We start from the raw sequence: 17,183 nt of genomic DNA on the forward strand, positions 1-17,183 counted from the left end.
CCATGCTGATCCCCGTGATTCTGTCCGGCGGCGCCGGCACTCGTCTGTGGCCGGTGTCCCGCGAGGGCCATCCCAAGCCGTTCATGACCCTGCCCGACGGCCAGTCGCTGCTGGGCAAGACCTATCAGCGTGCCGCCGCATTGCTGGACGGCTGGGGCGACATCGTTACGGTGACCAACCGCGAATACTACTTCCAGAGCAAGGATCACTATTGCGCCGCCCACGTATCGCGCCATCGCGGACACTTCCTGCTGGAGCCGACCGGGCGCAACACCGCCCCGGCGATTGCTGCGGCGGCCTTGTCACTGCAAGCGTTGCACGGTGACGATGCGATCATGGTGGTGATGCCCGCCGACCATTTGATCGTTAATCAGCAAGCCCTCAAGAGCGCCGTCGAACACGCGGTCAACCTGGCGAAGGACGGTTATCTGGTGACCTTCGGCGTACTGCCGACCGCCCCGGAAACCGGCTTCGGCTACATCGAAACCGGCGCGCCACTGGATGCCAAAGGCGCGGCAAAAGTGCAGCGTTTCGTGGAAAAGCCTGACCTGCAAACCGCCACGCATTATTTGGAAAGCGGCAACTTCCTGTGGAACTCGGGCATGTTCTGCTTCACCACCGCGACCCTGATCAACGAGCTGCAATTGCACGCACCGGAGTTGCTGGAGCAGACCCGCGCCTGCATGGAGGCCAGCGCCCCGGTGGAAACCGTCGGCTGTCTGCAACAGGAACTGTCAGCAGCGCTGTTCGCTGAAATCACCGACATTTCCATCGATTACGCGTTGATGGAACGCTCGGAAAAAGTCGTGGTGGTGCCCGCCGGTTTCGACTGGAGCGACATCGGTTCATGGGGCGCCGTGGCAGCACTGGTGCCGGCCGATGCCGACAACAATCGCGCCAGCGGCGAAGCGGTGTTCATCGACAGTCACAACAACTTCGTGCAGAGCGAAGGCCGGCTGGTGGCCGCCGTGGGTGTGGATAACCTGATCATCGTCGACACCGCCGATGCCGTGCTGGTGGCCCACGCCGATCGCGCCCAGGATGTGCGGCGCGTCGCCAAGCAGCTCAAGGACAAGTCCCACGAAGCCTACCGCTTGCATCGCACGGTCAGCCGTCCGTGGGGCACCTATACCGTGCTCGAGGAAGGCCCGCGCTTCAAGATCAAGCGCATCGTGGTCAAGCCCGGTGGCAAGCTGTCGTTGCAAATGCACCATCACCGTAACGAACACTGGGTGGTGGTCGAAGGCATGGCCAAGGTCACCAACAACGGCAGCGGTACGCATCTGGTGGCCAAGAACGAATCGACGTTCATTGCCGCCGGGCACCGCCATCGCCTGGAAAACCCCGGCGTGATCGACCTGGTGATCATCGAGGTGCAAAGCGGCGAATACCTGGGTGAAGACGATATCGTGCGCTTCGAAGACCAATACGGCAGGACGGTTTGATGCTGCTTTCCCTGTATCGCTCGCTGCGCAGCTACCGCGGCTTCATCCTCGGCAGCGTCAAGCGGGAGTTTCAGGCGCGTTATCGCAATTCGCTGTTCGGCGCGCTGTGGACCGTGCTCAACCCGTTGTCGATGATCGTCGTGTACACGGTGATCTTTTCCCAGATCATGCGCGCGCGCCTGCCGGGTGTGGATGACGGCCTGGCCTACAGTGTGTACCTGTGCGCCGGCCTGCTGACCTGGGGACTGTTCGCGGAAATCACCTCGCGCAGCCAGAGCATGTTTCTGGAAAACGCCAACCTGCTGAAGAAAATCAGCTTCCCGCGGATCTGCCTGCCGGTGATTGCGCTGCTCAACGCCGGGATCAACTTCGCGATTATCCTGGCGCTGTTTTTCGGTTTTCTGCTGATCAGCGGGCGCCTGCCCGGCATGGCTTTGCTGGCGCTGATTCCACTGTTGCTGGTGCAGGTGATCTTCGCCGCCGGGCTGGGGATGATCCTCGGTATCCTCAACGTATTCTTCCGCGATGTCGGACAGATGTTCGGCATCTGCCTGCAATTCTGGTTCTGGCTGACCCCCATCGTTTATCCACTGTCGATCCTGCCGCCGGGCATCCAGCACCTGATCAGCCTGAACCCGATGACGGCACTGATGACCAGTTACCAGAACCTGTTCCTCTACAACCAGTGGCCGAACTGGCCGTCGCTGCTGCCGTTGCTGATCCTCGGCCTGCTGTTCTGCGCCATGGCGCTGCGCCTGTTCCGGCAACGTGTCGGCGAAATGGTGGATGAACTCTGATGGGACATATACGCGTCAGCGGCCTGGGCAAGGCCTACAAGCAATACCCCAATCGCTGGAGCCGGTTGTTCGAGTGGCTGGTGCCGTTTTCCGGCACCCGGCACCACTTGCACTGGATCCTGCAGGACATCGATTTCGAGATTCAGCCCGGCGAAGCCGTTGGCATCGTCGGGGTCAATGGCGCGGGCAAAAGTACGCTGCTGAAGATGATCACCGGCACCACGCAACCCAGCTGCGGGCAGATTCAACTGCAAGGTCGCGTGGCCGCGCTGCTGGAACTGGGCATGGGTTTCCACCCGGATTTCACCGGGCGTCAGAACGCGTTCATGGCCGGCCAGTTGCTGGGCATGCAGGTCGAAGAGATCGAAGCCTTGATGCCGCAGATCGAAAGCTTTGCCGAAATCGGCGAAGCCATCGATCACCCGGTGCGCACGTATTCCAGCGGCATGCAGATGCGCCTGGCTTTCAGCGTTGCCACCGCACGTCGTCCGGACATCCTGATCGTCGATGAAGCGCTGTCGGTGGGCGATGCCTACTTCCAGCACAAAAGCTTCGAGCGCATCCGCAACTTTCGCAAGGCTGGCACCACGTTGTTGATCGTGTCCCACGACCGTTCGGCGATTCAGTCGATCTGCGACACCGCGATCCTGCTGGAGAACGGTCGCCTGGCCATGCGCGGCAAACCCGAAGAGGTCATGGATTACTACAACGCCATGCTCGCCCAGCGCGAAGGGCAGATCGTGCGCCAGGAAATGCTCGCCAACGGCCAGGTGCAGACCATTTCCGGGACTGGTGAAGCGGGAATCGTCAGCGTGCGCCTGCTCGACGCTCAAGGGCGCAGTTTGGAAGTGGCGGAAGTCGGCCAGCCAGTGGTGCTGGAAGTGCAGACCAAGGTGCGCGAAGACATCGAGCGTCTGGTGTTGGGCTTTCTGATCAAGGATCGCCTCGGCCAGGCGATCTACGGCATCAATACCCATCGCCAGGACCAGGCAATCAGCGACCTGAGCGCCGGAGAGCAGGTGACGTTCCGCTTCGCCTTCGACATGCGCCTGGGCAAGGGCAGCTATTCGGTGGCGCTGAGCCTGTCGCGTCTGGATTCGCATCTGGATCGCAATTTCGAATGGCGCGATTACGGTCTGGTCTTCCACGTCATCAACAACCGTCAGGAAGACTTTGTCGGTTGCTCATGGCTGCAGGCCCGGACCGAGATCAGCCGCTCCAGCGAACACCCGGCGCAGCAGGTAGACAGGGAGATCTCGCGATGACACGACTGTTGATGGAGTGCACCTACGTTTTCGAACACCCGTCCGCCAACTCGGGCATTCAACGCGTGGTGCGCAACGTCATTCAACAGTTGCCAGAAGCCAACGCCGAGCGCGAATGCATCCCGGTGGTGATGCTCGACGGTGCCCTGTACGAGGTGAAAAGCCTGGCGCCGATCAAAACCCCGACAATCAATCTGACCAGCCTGCGGGTGAAGCTGGAACAGTGGGCCAACAGCTTCTGGTTGCGCCATCGCGCTCTGGAACGACGCCGGCCTTTCAGCCAGTCGCTTTTCGCCCGGCGAGTGCTGTACGTGCTCTGCCGGCTCACGGCGTTTGCCTGTTTCAGCCTGCCGATGCGCGTACTCGGGCGCCTGCTCAAGGGCAAACCGATCCCCGAGCGTTGTGTGCCGCTGCAACATCGGGCCGGCGATCAACTGGTGTTGCTCGATTCCTCCTGGCACGCCAACTTTTTCCCCTTGGCCGAACAACTCAAACGCGATGGCGTGGGTATCGTTTCGGTGATCTACGACCTGATCCCGCTGACCCATCCGCAGTTTTGCGACGCGGGTCTGGTCAAGGTGTTCAATGACTGGTTCGACTGGATTGCACGCACGGCCGATGGCTATGTCGCGATCTCGACCACCATTCGTGATCAGGTGCGCCAGGAGATGTTGCGCCGGATCGGCACGCAACAGGTCCAGCAGCGCTGGTTCGACTACTTCCACCTGGGTTCCGAACTGGACCTGACCGACGCCGCAGCCGAGGTCGATCGCAACCTGCTGAGCCTGTTCAATACCCCGGAGCCGGTGTTCCTGATGGTCAGCACCATCGAGCCGCGCAAGAACCACGCCTACCTGCTCGATGCCTTCGAACGTGCCTGGGCGGCTGGCTCCACGGCGCGCTTGTGCATCGCCGGGAAAATCGGCTGGAAGTGCGAAGCCCTGATCGAGCGGATCCGCCAGCACCCACAACTGAACCGTCGCCTGTTCATGTTCAACTCGCTCTCGGACAAAAGCCTTGAGCACGCCTATTCCCACGCCACCGCGCTGGTATTCCCGTCGCATGTCGAAGGGTTCGGCCTGCCGCTGGTGGAAGCCATGCAACGCGGCTTGCCAGCGATGGCCAGCGACATTCCGGTGTTCCGCGAAATCGGCGGCGATTACATGGCGTATTTCGACCTGCACAACCCGCAGAGCCTTACCGACCTGGTGCTCGGGATGGAACGCTCGGGTGAGTTTCCGGCATCTCTGAGCCTCGACCAATGGCGTTGGCTGAGCTGGCGCGAAGCAAGCGCGCAACTGGTGCAGCGCATCGAGCGCAACCTGAACCATCCACTGCCCGCATCCGAAGGCCAGCATGCGCATTGCTCTTAACGCGCGGATTCTTCAGGCGCCACGCACTGGCATCGGCCACTACGTCGCCGAACTGGTCCGCGCCTTGCGCGACACAACCGATGTCGAAGTGGCGTTGTTCCACGGCTGGGGCTGGAGCTCGGTCCTGCCGGAAGCGGCCATGCCCGGCTACTCGCGCCTGACGCCACTGCTGCGGCAGATCCCCGGGGCCTATCAGGCGCGGCGCTGGCTGGAACAGAAACGTTTCGATCAGGGCCGCACGCAAGGCATCGACCTGTATCACGAGCCGAGCCTGTGGCCGCTGGCCTTCGATGGCCCGACCGTGATCACCCTGCACGACCTGACCCATCTGCACTTTCCTGAGACCCAGCCCTTGGCGCGCCTCAAGGAAATCGAACGGCGCCTCGCTGCGGGCGTGCAACAGGCGCAACGGATCATCACCGACTCGCAGGCGATTGCCGACGAGGCGCAGGCTTTTTTTGGTCTGCCGGCCGAGCGTTTCGTGGTGGCGCCACTGGGTGTGGCCGAGCGCTTCCACCCACGGCAACCCGACGCCCTCGAAGCGGTGCTCAAGGCACATGCCGTTGCCCCGCGCGAATATTTCCTGTGTGTCGGCACGCTGGAGCCGCGCAAGAATCTGAGCCTGGCATTGCGCGCCCATGCCCTGCTGCCGGAGGCCGTGCGCCAGCGTTTTCCCCTGCTGATCGTCGGTATGGCCGGTTGGCAGCAGACGCAGTTCAGCGATGAGCTGCGCCGGGCCCTCGCGTCGGGTCACGTATGCCTGCTCGGCTATCTGCCGGATGAACAGGTCGCACAACTGCTGGCCGGCGCCCGGGCGCTGGTGTTTCCGTCGCGGTATGAGGGCTTCGGGCTGCCGGTACTTGAGGCCATGACCAGTGGCACTCCGGTGATTCTCACCCGTTCTTCAGCCATGCCGGAAGTCGCCGGCGCGGCGGGCAACTACATTGAAGCTGATGATGCACAGGGCTTGCGTGATGCGCTGATCCGCCTGATCGACGATCAAGCGCATTGGCAGGCCTGCCGAGAAGCCGGATTGCACCGGACGCGGCTATTTTCCTGGGAACGTTGCGCACAGGCCACCGCCGGTGCCTACCGCCAGGCCATGGGAGGCTGAATGCGAGTTCTTCATTTCTTCAAGACGTACCTGCCAGATTCGGTCGGCGGCATCGAACAAGTGATCTTCCAGCTCTGCGAAAGCGGCGCGCATCACGGCATCGACGGTCAGGTGCTGACCCTCAGCGCCGACCCGACCCCTCCCGTGATGCAACTCGGCTCACACGAAGTGCATCGCGCCAGACTCGACATCCAGTTCGCCTCCACCGGGTTTTCCTGGAGCGTGTTCAAACAGTTTCGCGAACTGGCGGCCGAAGCCGATGTGATCAACTACCACTTTCCTTGGCCCTTCATGGACCTGGTGCACTTTGCCAGTGGCCTGAACAAACCGAGCGTGGTGACCTATCACTCCGACATCATTCGCCAAAAACATCTGCTCAAACTCTACCGCCCGCTGATGAACCGCTTCCTGGCCAGCGCCGACCGGATTGTCGCGGCCTCGCCGAACTACCTGCACACCAGCGACGTGTTGCAGCAATTCCAGGACAAGACCCGGGTGATTCCATACGGTTTGAACAAGGCGGGTTATCCACAGGCCGACAGCGAACGCATAAATCGCTGGCGCCAACAGCTTGGGGACAAGTTTTTCCTGTTCGTCGGGGTCATGCGTTATTACAAGGGTCTGCACATCCTGCTCGATGCCTTGAAGGACGTGGATTATCCAGTGGTCATCGTCGGTGCCGGGCCGCTGGAACTGGAACTGCATGCTCAGGCTGCCGCGCTGGGACTGCGAAATATCCACTTCCTCGGGCGCCTGGGCGATGAAGACAAGGTCGCCCTGCTGCAACTGAGCTACGCCATCGTATTCCCCTCGCACCTGCGCTCCGAAGCGTTTGGCATTTCGCTGCTCGAAGGCGCGATGTACGGCAAGCCGATGATCTCCAGCGAGATCGGCACCGGCACCAGCTACATCAATATACACAACGAAACCGGGTTGGTGGTGCCACCGAGTCATCCACAGGCGTTTCGCGAGGCGATGCGTACCCTCTGGGAAAACCCCGAACGCGCGGCGGCCATGGGCATCAAGGCCGAGGCGCGGTACCGGCAGTTGTTCACCGCCGACGAGATGGGCCGCAAGTGGACCGCGTTGTATCAGGAGCTGCTCGAAGAGAAAGACCTGTCTTACGCCTGATCCACCACAACCCATCAATCCTCTGTAGGAGTTGCCGCAGGCTGCGATCTTTTTGATTTTAAAAACCCAGGATCAAAAGATCGCAGCCTGCGGCAGCTCCTACAGGGGAATTGCGTTACAGATCCAGCACCAGCAACTGCTCGCTCTGCGCCGGCACCGCGCAGCAAATCAGCACCTGCCCCGCTTCCGGCATGTCCGCCGGGGGCTGTGGATAATTCACCGCGCCACTGACCAAACGTGTCTTGCAGGTGCCGCACGAACCTCCACGGCAACTGAACTCGGGGCGCAGGCCACGGCTTTCTGCGAGCTCCAGCAGACTGCCGCCGTCCGGCTGCCAGCGCGCCTCCTTGGCAGAACGCTCGAACATCACCGGCACTGACGTGATCGCGGCCGGTGGCTGCTCGATGACCACCGCATCCGGGTCCGGCAGGCGCTTGAGCGTTGACGGGCCGAAGGTTTCGGCGTGAATCCGTGCGTCGCGAATGTCCAGCTCGCGCAGACCGTCGTAGACACCTTGGGTGAAAGCGCCGGGGCCACACACAGCAAAATCGATCTGGTCGTAATCCTCGACCTCCAGCAGATCACGCAGCAGTGCCCCATCAATGCGCCCATGGCGGTCGAAATCCTCGCCCTCGTGCGCATCGGCTTCCGGCTGACTGAGCAGGCGAATCACCCGTACCGCGTCGCCAGCACTTTCCAGCAAGCGATCAAGTTCCTGGCGAAATGGCTGATCGGCCAGGCTGCGCGAACTTTGCAGCAACCACGTCGGCCGAATCCGCCGAGTGCGCAGACCTTGATACACCACCTCGCGCAGCATCGACAGCAACGGTGTAATGCCAACCCCCGCCGCCAGCAGCACCAGCGGCCGTTGTTCCAGCGGCGCCACCGTGAAGTGCCCCTGTGGCGCCCGTGCCTCAAGAACATCGCCGACCCGGATCTGCTGGTGCAAATGGCCAGAGATCAAGCCCTCGCGTTTCACACTGATGCGCAGGAAATCATCCGATGGCGCGCTCGACAGGCTGTAGGTGCGGATATGCGTTTCCCCGTTCAGAGTGAAGCGCAGCGGCAGATGCTGGCCGGCCTGAAACACTGGCATCCCTGCACCGTCGTCCGGTTGCAGATAGATCGAACGGATGTGCTGGCTCTCCCTTTCGATGCGGGTTACCCGCAGCGGCCGCCAGCGGTCACCCAGTGCCTTGGCCTGCAGACGCGCGTCCGCCTGGGCCCAGGTGCCGGTCAACAGGCTGGTGGGCGACATACCGTCGAAGCGCCAGCGCAGGGCCAGTGCCGCCGGACGCCGCACGAGTTTCTCGACCTCGAATGTCCACAGACGCTCGGCGCCCTGGAACGCTTCAATCTGCGGCCCTTCAAGGATGATTTCGGTCCGCCCGCTCAGTTGCAGCACATCGCCTGTGGAAAAGTCGATGAACAGCAGGCCGGCCTTGGGATTGAGCAGCAGGTTGCCGAGCGTGTTGAAGTGCAGGTTGCCGGCGAAATCCGGGATGGTCAGACGATTACCTTCAACCCGGACAAATCCGGCCTGCCCGCCACGATGGGAAACATCCACCGCACGTTGTCCGTCGGCATCGACGTAACTGGCGACAAAGAAGGTGTCGGCGCCTTCGATCATCGCCCGGGCCGCGTCATCAAGACCGTTGCCGTGCTGCGCTGGCCGCGTCTGCGGATCGCTCAGCGGTACGCGCTGGAACTGGCGTAGCTGGATGTATTGCGGACAGTTGCCGAAAGCCTGATCCACGCTCACCTCGAAACCCTGCTCGGTGAGATTGGCGACATGACCGTTGAGGCGATTGCGGCGACGGGTATGCAATTCAATGCCGAGCAATCCGATCGGTTCGCCATTGCGCAATTGCGCTGGATCATCAGCAGCGGGTTGGCTGGCGAAATGCAGGTGCGCGGGATCAGGCGAATGGGCAAACCCTGGCGCGCCTTCGAGCACACTGGCCCATGGACGCCCGTCAGCATCGACCGCGCCGTACAGCATGAACGGCAATTGCTCATAAAAGGCGCGGTGTTGATCCGGCATCCAGTCGCGAATCACTTTTCGGCCAAAGGCCTCCATGCGCTCGGCGACGCCGACATGGGCCTGCAGTTGTTGCTCGCCAGCGTGCCACGGTGAACGTTCCATCACGCCTCTCCCCGCGCCGCCGGCGCATTGTGGATAACTTGATCAGATCAGGGCTGAACCTCAGGCAGTCTTTTGCAGACCAGCGACCGTGCGCGGCATGCCGACAAAACCGGGCAAGGCTTCAACCCGCGCCAGCCAGGCACGCACGTTGGCGTAGTCGTCCAGCGACACGTTGCCTTCCGGCGCATGGGCGATATAACTGTAGGCGGACACGTCGGCGATGGTCGGCTCGCTGCCGGCAAGATAGGGGGTCTTGCCCAGTTCCACGTCCATCACTTTGAGCAGGTTGTGCGCACGGGTAATCGCTTCTTCAGCATTCAACTGTGCGCCAAACACCGTCACCAAGCGGGCAGCAGCAGGTCCGAAAGCAATCGGTCCGGCAGCGACCGACAACCAGCGCTGGACCCTTGCAGCACCCAGCGGATCGGTCGGCAGCCAGCGACCATTGCCATACTTGAGCGCCAGGTACACGAGAATCGCGTTGGAGTCGGCCAGCACCACGCCGTCATCGTCAATCGCCGGCACCTGGCCGAAACTGTTGATCGCCAGATACGGCGCCTGCTTGTGCTCACCCTTGGCCAGATCGACCAGGATCAGTTCGGTCGGCAGTTGCAGCAGGGACAACATCAGCTCCACCCGATGGGCGTGGCCGGAACGCGGGAAGTTGTAGAGTTTGATCGCTTGCATGGTCGACTCCGCTGGAGGTGGCGCCGTTCGGGATGGCAGCGCCGATGGAGGCCATCTTCCCCCCATCCTCAAAGCACCAGAATCACCACCAATCGCAATCGATTATTTCACTGGATGAAATAACGCTGCGTTCTGCAGCGCCGGATGCTCTCGCAAGGCTTTCACTGCATGGTCGACAAAACTGCGCACCCGCGCCGGTGCCTTGCGTCCGCCCTGATACACCACATGGATCGGCAGCGGCGGCAGTTCGAAATCGGCGAGGACAATTTCCAGTTCACCGCAGGCCACCTTGCCGGCGACCTGATAAGACAACACCCGGGTCAGCCCCAAGCCCAGGCAAGCCGCAGTAATCGCCGCCTGGTTGGCGGTGACCACCAGCCTCGGTTCAGGCCGCACGCTGATCGCTTCGCCCTGATCCACAAACGGCCAGCTGCGCAACTGGCCGATGGCCGAGGTCGCCACTACCGGCGCGCCGGCCAGTGCCTGTGGATGCTCGGGGCGGCCGTACCGGGCCAGATAGGCCGGCGACGCACAGATCACCCGCCGTACTTCGCCAACCCGGATTGCGTGCTGATTGCTGTCCGGCAACTCACCGATGCGCACCGCGACATCGATGCCCTCCTCGACCATGCTCACCACCCGATCAACCAACAGCGCATTGATCGAAACGTCCGGGTATTGCGTCAGATAAGCCGCCATCAGCGGTGTGACAAACAGCTCACCGAACAATACTGGCGCGGTCACCGTCAATTGCCCACGGGGCTGGGCATGACTGCCGGCCGCCGAATCCTCGGCTTCCTGCACTTCGGCGAGAATTCTCCGACAGTCTTCCAGATAACGCTGCCCCGCTTCGCTCAGATGCACACTGCGTGTGGTACGAATCAGCAACTGCGTACCGATGCGCTGCTCCAGCGCCGCAACCGCGCGGGTGACACTGGCGGCGGACAAGCCAAGGCGTCGCGCCGCTGCCGAGAAGCCCTGCGCCTGAGCCACCGTGGCGAAGATCTGCATTTCCTGGAAGCGGTCCATGGATGCCCTCGAGTCGGATACAAAAATCGCAGCCGAGGCTGCGATTTTTGCGGGTCAATGTCAGCTGTGGATAACTTATTCCACCGTCACCGACTTCGCCAGGTTGCGCGGCTGATCGACGTCGGTGCCCTTGAGCACGGCGACGTAGTACGACAGCAGTTGCAGCGGGACGGTGTACAAGATAGGCGAAAGGATGTCGTGGATGTGCGGCATCTGCACCACGTGGGTGCCTTCGCCATTGGTCATCCCGGCTTTCTCGTCAGCGAATACGATCAGTTCACCACCACGGGCACGGACTTCCTGCAGGTTGGACTTGAGCTTCTCCAGCAGTTCGTTGTTCGGCGCCACGGTGACCACCGGCATGTCGTTATCCACAAGCGCCAACGGGCCGTGCTTCAGCTCACCGGCCGGGTAGGCTTCGGCGTGGATGTAAGAGATTTCCTTGAGCTTCAGGGCGCCTTCCATTGCCACCGGGAATTGCGCGCCACGGCCGAGGAACAGGGTGTGGTTCTTCTCGGCAAACAGTTCGGCGATTTTTTCCACCGTGCTGTCCATGGCCAGCGCTTCGCCCAGACGGGTCGGCAGGCGACGCATTTCTTCCACCAGCGTGGCCTCGACGTCTTTACCCAGCGTGCCGCGTACCTGACCCAGCGAAAGGGTCAGCAGCAACAGGCCGACCAGTTGCGTGGTGAACGCCTTGGTCGAAGCCACACCGATTTCGCGACCGGCCTGGGTCAGCAAAGTCAGGTCGGACTCACGCACCAGCGAACTGATGCCCACATTGCAGATTGCCAGGCTGGCCAGGAAGCCCAGCTCTTTGGCGTTGCGCAGCGCGGCCAGGGTGTCGGCAGTTTCGCCGGACTGCGAAATGGTGACGAACAGGGTATCCGGCTGCACCACCACCTTGCGGTAGCGGAATTCGCTGGCGACTTCGACCTGGCACGGGATACCCGCCAGTTCTTCGAGCCAGTAACGCGCGACCATGCCGGCGTGGTAACTGGTACCGCAGGCGACGATCTGCACATTGCGCACTTTGGCGAACAATTCGGCAGCCTGTGGACCGAAGGCCTGCACCAGCACCTGATTGTTGCTCAGGCGACCTTCGAGGGTGCGCTGAACTACGGACGGTTGCTCGTGGATTTCCTTGAGCATGTAATGACGGAATTCGCCCTTGTCGGCGGCTTCGGCGCCATCGCTGTACTGCACGGTCTGGCGCTCGACGGCGTTGCCGTTGACGTCCCAGATCTGCACGTTATCGCGGCGAATTTCGGCGATATCGCCTTCTTCCAGGTACATGAAGCGGTCAGTGACCTGGCGCAGGGCCAATTGGTCGGACGCGAGGAAGTTCTCACCCAGGCCCAGACCGATCACCAACGGGCTGCCACTGCGTGCGGCAACCAGACGATCCGGCTGCTGTGCGTTGATCACGGCCAGGCCGTAGGCGCCGTGCAGCTCTTTGACGGTGGCTTTCAACGCAACGGTCAGGTCAGGCTGATCCTTGAGTTTGTGGCTCAGCAGGTGCGCGATGACTTCGGTATCGGTGTCCGAAGTGAACACGTAACCCAGCGCTTTCAGTTGCTCACGCAGGGCTTCGTGGTTTTCGATGATGCCGTTGTGCACCACGGCGATGTCACCGGAGAAATGCGGGTGCGCGTTACGTTCGCAAGGGGCACCGTGGGTGGCCCAACGGGTGTGGGCGATACCGAGACGGCCGGCCAGCGGCTGTTCGGCCAGCGCGGTTTCCAGTTCGCTGACCTTGCCCGGACGACGCATGCGCTCGAGCTTTGCGTCGTTGGTGAAAACCGCTACACCGGCGCTGTCATAGCCGCGGTATTCAAGGCGCTTGAGGCCTTCGAGCAGGATGGCGGTGATATTACGTTCAGCAACTGCGCCGACAATTCCACACATGCTTATTTCTCCTGACTGACAGCCGCGCAAATCACGGTGATACCGCGGGCCTGAATCTGATCGCGGGCCTCTTGTGGCAGGCGATCATCGGTAATGAGGGTATGGACGCTGCTCCACGGCAGCTCCAGGTTGGGGATCTTGCGGCCGATCTTGTCGGCCTCGACCATCACGATCACTTCCCGCGCCACTTCCGCCATCACCCGGCTCAAACCGAGCAACTCGTTGAATGTGGTGGTACCGCGCACCAGATCGATGCCATCGGCGCCGATAAACAACTGGTCGAAGTCGTAAGAGCGTAGTACCTGCTCGGCCACCTGGCCCTGGAAGGACTCCGAATGCGGATCCCAGGTACCGCCGGTCATTAGCAGCACCGGCTCGTGCTCGAGTTCGCTCAAAGCGTTGGCGACATGCAGGGAATTGGTCATGACGACCAGACCCGGCTGCTGGCCCAGCTCGGGAATCATGGCGGCGGTGGTACTGCCGCTGTCGATGATGATGCGGGCGTGCTCGCGAATGCGTTTGACGGCAGCGCGGGCAATCGCCTGTTTGTATTTCGAAACGCTCTGGCCGGGTTCAGCGACCAACTCCTGCGGCATGGTGATCGCCCCGCCGTAACGACGCAGCAACAGACCATGGCTCTCAAGTGCTGCCAGATCCTTGCGGATCGTAACTTCCGAAGTTTCGAAGCGCTTGGCCAGTTCATCCACACTGACTTCGCCCTGCTCATTGAGCAAGGCGAGAATGTTGTGGCGGCGTTGGGGCGTGTTGCGTTTCGACATGGCGGCTAAAGTTTCGATTCGAAAGATAACGGAAGCAATAAAAACCTATTGCCCTTCAATCGTCAAGCTCAGGCCATAAAAAAATCGCAGCCCCCGGCATCCTCTATAGGAGTTGCCGAAGGCTGCGATCTTTTGATCTAAAAGCAGCTGTGGATAACTCAGCTCTTCTTGATCTTCTCCGGCCGCTTCCAGCCATCGATATTCTTCTGCCGCGCCCGACCCACCGCCAACTGCGCGTTATCCACATTCTGGGTAATGGTCGAGCCAGCCGCGGTGGTTGCCCCGGACGAGATATCCACAGGCGCGACCAATGAGTTGTTGGAGCCGATGAATACATCCTCGCCCAACACGGTTTTCCATTTGTTGGCGCCATCGTAGTTACAGGTGATGGTGCCGGCGCCAATGTTGGTGCGTGCACCGATTTCCGCGTCGCCCAGGTAGGTCAGGTGCCCGGCCTTGGCGCCCTCGCCCATGCGCGCGTTTTTCAGTTCAACGAAGTTACCCACATGCGCGCGCGCTTCCAGAACCGTGCCTGGACGCAGACGGGCGAACGGACCGGCATCGCTGCCTTCACCCAGCACCGCACCTTCGATGTGGCTGTTGGCTTTGATCACCACGCCTTTGCGCAGGGTGCTGTCCTTGATCACGCAATTCGGGCCGATTACCACGTCGTCCTCGATGACAACCTTGCCTTCGAGAATCACGTTGACGTCGATCAGCACATCGCGACCGACGGTGACTTCGCCCCGCACATCGAAACGCGCAGGATCTCGCAGGGTCACGCCTTGCGCCATCAGGCGGCGGCCGGCGCGCAACTGGTAATGCCGCTCCAGTTCCGACAGTTGCTTGCGATCATTGGCGCCTTGCACTTCCATCGGGTCGTGCGGCTGCTCGGTGGCCACCACCAGACCATCGTTGACCGCCATTTCGATCACGTCGGTCAGGTAGTACTCGCCTTGCGCGTTGTTGTTTGACAGGCGGCTCATCCAGTCGGCCAGGCGATTGGCCGGGACAGCGAGGATGCCGGTGTTGCCTTCAGTGATCGCGCGCTGGGCTTCGCTGGCATCTTTGTGTTCGACGATGGCAGCGACCTTGCCGTCAGCCCCGCGCACGATGCGGCCGTAACCGGTCGGGTCTTCCAGCTCAACGGTCAGCAGGCCCATCTGCCCCGGTACGACGTGCTTGAGCAGACGCTGCAGGGTTTCGACTTCGATCAACGGCACGTCACCGTAAAGAATCAGTACGGTTTCAGCACTGATGAACGGGACCGCTTGAGCGGTGGCATGTCCAGTGCCCAATTGTTTGTCCTGCAGGACGAAATTAAGATCATCAGCCGCCAGACGCTCGCGCACCACGTCGGCACCGTGACCGATCACCACATGAATACGCTGTGGATCGAGCTGCCGTGCACTGTGGATAACATGCCCAAGCATGGAGTTGCCGGCAACCGGGTGCAGCACTTTGGGCAACGCCGAACGCATACGGGTGCCTTGACCGGCCGCGAGAATAACGATTTCGAGAGACATGACTGGCTACCAATCCTGGGCGGTCAGCAACTGCGACCGGGTTGTAAAAATCGGAAAAGAAAAAAGGGTAGCCGAGGCTACCCTTTTTTATCAATCGCACAACAAGTGGCTGACGGATTAACCGCCAAACTTCTTGCGGATCTGTTGGACGGTGCGCAGCTGAGCTGCAGCCTCGGCCAGACGTGCGGACGCAGCTCCGTAATCGAAATCTGCGCTCTTCTCATGCAGAGCAGCTTCGGCAGCCTTGAGGGCTGCTTGAGCCTGAGCTTCATCCAGGTCGGCGGCACGTTGCACGGTATCGGCAAGCACCTTGACCATGTTCGGCTGAACCTCGAGGAAACCACCGGAGATGTAGAACACCTCGGCTTCCCCGCCTTGCTTGATCAGGCGGATCGGACCTGGCTTCAGATTAGTGATCAGCGGCGCGTGACCCAGAGCGATACCAAGATCACCCAGTGCACCGTGCGCAATCACCATCTCGACCAGGCCGGAAAAGATTTCCCCTTCCGCGCTGACGATATCGCAATGGACTGTCATAGCCATCTGATTGCCTCAACCTAAATTAGCGCCCGTTGCCGGGCGCCGGGATTACAGTTTCTTGGCTTTCTCGATCGCTTCTTCGATGCCGCCAACCATGTAGAACGCTTGTTCTGGCAGGTGGTCGTAGTCACCGTTGAGGATGCCTTTGAAGCCAGCAATGGTGTCTTTCAGGGAAACGTATTTACCCGAAGCACCGGTGAAGACTTCAGCCACGAAGAACGGCTGCGACAAGAAGCGCTGGATCTTACGAGCACGGTTTACCAACTGCTTGTCGGCTTCCGACAGCTCGTCCATACCCAGGATCGCAATGATGTCCTTCAGCTCTTTGTAGCGCTGCAGCACGTACTGAACACCGCGAGCGGTTTCGTAGTGGTCGTTGCCGATCACGTTCGGATCCAGCTGACGCGAAGTCGAGTCCAGTGGGTCTACCGCTGGGTAGATACCCAGGGAAGCGATGTCACGGGACAGAACGACGGTGGCGTCCAAGTGGGCGAAGGTGGTCGCTGGCGACGGGTCAGTCAAGTCGTCCGCAGGTACGTATACCGCCTGGATCGAAGTAATCGAACCTTGCTTGGTCGAAGTGATGCGCTCTTGCAGCACGCCCATCTCTTCAGCCAGAGTCGGCTGGTAACCTACTGCCGAAGGCATACGGCCCAGCAGTGCGGATACTTCAGTACCGGCCAGGGTGTAACGATAGATGTTGTCGACGAACAGCAGAACGTCGTTACCTTCGTCACGGAACTTCTCGGCCATGGTCAGGCCGGTCAGTGCTACGCGCAGACGGTTTCCCGGCGGCTCGTTCATCTGACCGTAAACCAGGGCCACTTTGTCCAGAACGTTGGAGTCCTTCATCTCGTGGTAGAAGTCGTTACCCTCACGAGTACGCTCACCCACACCGGCGAACACGGAATAACCGCTGTGCTCGATGGCGATGTTACGGATCAGTTCCATCATGTTTACGGTTTTGCCTACACCGGCACCACCGAACAGACCGACTTTACCGCCCTTGGCGAACGGGCAAACCAGGTCGATAACCTTGATGCCGGTTTCCAGCAGCTCGTTGCCGCCCGCTTGTTCAGCGAAGGAAGGAGCGGCGCGGTGGATACCCCAGCGCTCTTCTTCGCCGATCGGGCCAGCTTCGTCGATCGGGTTGCCCAGTACGTCCATGATCCGGCCCAGAGTCGCTTTACCGACCGGTACGGAGATGGCTGCGCCAGTGTTGTTGACGTCCAGACCGCGCTTCAAGCCTTCGGTCGAGCCCATCGCAATGGTACGTACCACGCCGTCGCCCAGCTGCTGCTGAACTTCCAGAGTGGTTTCGGCGCCTTGAACCTTCAAGGCGTCGTAGATGCTCGGTACGCTGTCGCGTGGGAATTCCACGTCGATAACGGCGCCGATGATTTGAACGATACGTCCGCTACTCATAGCTGGATCCTCTGAATA

At 61.0% G+C, this 17,183-nt stretch carries 14 protein-coding genes; 6 read left to right on the forward strand and 8 right to left on the reverse strand.

Annotated features, from left to right (window positions below; genetic code table 11):
• The first annotated feature begins 2 nt into the window (after positions 1–2).
• Genes AC193Q_RS20165 through AC193Q_RS20190 form a run of 6 tightly spaced genes read left to right on the forward strand, consistent with a single transcriptional unit; the run spans position 3 to position 7,125 of the window.
• Positions 3–1,445, forward strand: coding sequence for a mannose-1-phosphate guanylyltransferase/mannose-6-phosphate isomerase (locus tag AC193Q_RS20165; protein WP_047297368.1), 1,443 nt, complete (start codon positions 3–5; stop codon positions 1,443–1,445).
• Positions 1,445–2,242 carry an ABC transporter permease gene (locus AC193Q_RS20170; protein WP_047297369.1) on the forward strand — a complete coding sequence of 266 codons (798 nt, stop codon included), beginning with the start codon at positions 1,445–1,447 and terminating at the stop codon, positions 2,240–2,242. The genes AC193Q_RS20165 and AC193Q_RS20170 overlap by 1 nt, the downstream gene beginning before the upstream one ends.
• A complete protein-coding gene (locus tag AC193Q_RS20175) occupies positions 2,242–3,507 on the forward strand; it encodes an ABC transporter ATP-binding protein (RefSeq protein ID WP_121182863.1) in 1,266 nt (421 codons plus the stop codon). Before AC193Q_RS20170 ends, AC193Q_RS20175 begins: the two co-directional genes overlap by 1 nt.
• Positions 3,504–4,880, forward strand: coding sequence for a glycosyltransferase family 4 protein (locus AC193Q_RS20180; protein ID WP_121182865.1), 1,377 nt, complete (start codon positions 3,504–3,506; stop codon positions 4,878–4,880). The genes AC193Q_RS20175 and AC193Q_RS20180 overlap by 4 nt, the downstream gene beginning before the upstream one ends.
• The gene (locus tag AC193Q_RS20185) at positions 4,864–5,994 is read left to right on the forward strand and encodes a glycosyltransferase family 4 protein (RefSeq protein ID WP_121182867.1); all 1,131 of its coding nucleotides are present in this window, start codon (positions 4,864–4,866) and stop codon (positions 5,992–5,994) included. Before AC193Q_RS20180 ends, AC193Q_RS20185 begins: the two co-directional genes overlap by 17 nt.
• Positions 5,995–7,125 carry a glycosyltransferase family 4 protein gene (locus AC193Q_RS20190; RefSeq protein ID WP_121182869.1) on the forward strand — a complete coding sequence of 377 codons (1,131 nt, stop codon included), beginning with the start codon at positions 5,995–5,997 and terminating at the stop codon, positions 7,123–7,125.
• 115 nt (positions 7,126–7,240) lie between these two features.
• On the opposite strand, the gene AC193Q_RS20195 is transcribed toward AC193Q_RS20190, so the two are convergent.
• The 8 genes from AC193Q_RS20195 to atpD all read right to left on the reverse strand — a co-directional run bounded on the left by AC193Q_RS20195 (position 7,241) and on the right by atpD (position 17,165).
• Entirely contained in the window at positions 7,241–9,271 is a 2,031-nt protein-coding gene (locus AC193Q_RS20195) for a pyridoxamine 5'-phosphate oxidase family protein (RefSeq protein ID WP_121182871.1), read from the reverse strand.
• Between the two features lie 60 nt (positions 9,272–9,331).
• Positions 9,332–9,958: a glutathione S-transferase gene (locus tag AC193Q_RS20200; RefSeq protein WP_121182873.1), complete on the reverse strand. Its 627-nt coding sequence runs from the start codon at positions 9,956–9,958 to the stop codon at positions 9,332–9,334.
• Positions 9,959–10,060: 102 nt separating this feature from the next.
• A complete protein-coding gene (locus AC193Q_RS20205) occupies positions 10,061–10,987 on the reverse strand; it encodes a LysR family transcriptional regulator (RefSeq protein WP_047297376.1) in 927 nt (308 codons plus the stop codon).
• A gap of 75 nt (positions 10,988–11,062) precedes the next feature.
• A complete protein-coding gene (gene glmS / locus AC193Q_RS20210) occupies positions 11,063–12,895 on the reverse strand; it encodes a glutamine--fructose-6-phosphate transaminase (isomerizing) (protein ID WP_121182875.1) in 1,833 nt (610 codons plus the stop codon).
• A gap of 2 nt (positions 12,896–12,897) precedes the next feature.
• A complete protein-coding gene (locus AC193Q_RS20215; protein WP_047297387.1) occupies positions 12,898–13,674 on the reverse strand; it encodes a DeoR/GlpR family DNA-binding transcription regulator in 777 nt (258 codons plus the stop codon).
• A gap of 158 nt (positions 13,675–13,832) precedes the next feature.
• Positions 13,833–15,200 (reverse strand): bifunctional UDP-N-acetylglucosamine diphosphorylase/glucosamine-1-phosphate N-acetyltransferase GlmU, encoded by a 1,368-nt coding sequence (glmU, locus tag AC193Q_RS20220; protein WP_121182877.1) that lies wholly within the window; start codon positions 15,198–15,200, stop codon positions 13,833–13,835.
• A gap of 117 nt (positions 15,201–15,317) precedes the next feature.
• Positions 15,318–15,743: a F0F1 ATP synthase subunit epsilon gene (locus tag AC193Q_RS20225; RefSeq protein ID WP_007954164.1), complete on the reverse strand. Its 426-nt coding sequence runs from the start codon at positions 15,741–15,743 to the stop codon at positions 15,318–15,320.
• A gap of 45 nt (positions 15,744–15,788) precedes the next feature.
• Positions 15,789–17,165 (reverse strand): F0F1 ATP synthase subunit beta, encoded by a 1,377-nt coding sequence (atpD, locus tag AC193Q_RS20230; protein ID WP_007954162.1) that lies wholly within the window; start codon positions 17,163–17,165, stop codon positions 15,789–15,791.
• Positions 17,166–17,183: the final 18 nt, after the last annotated feature.

The sequence above is a fragment of the Pseudomonas sp. F2 genome (assembly GCF_057174385.1).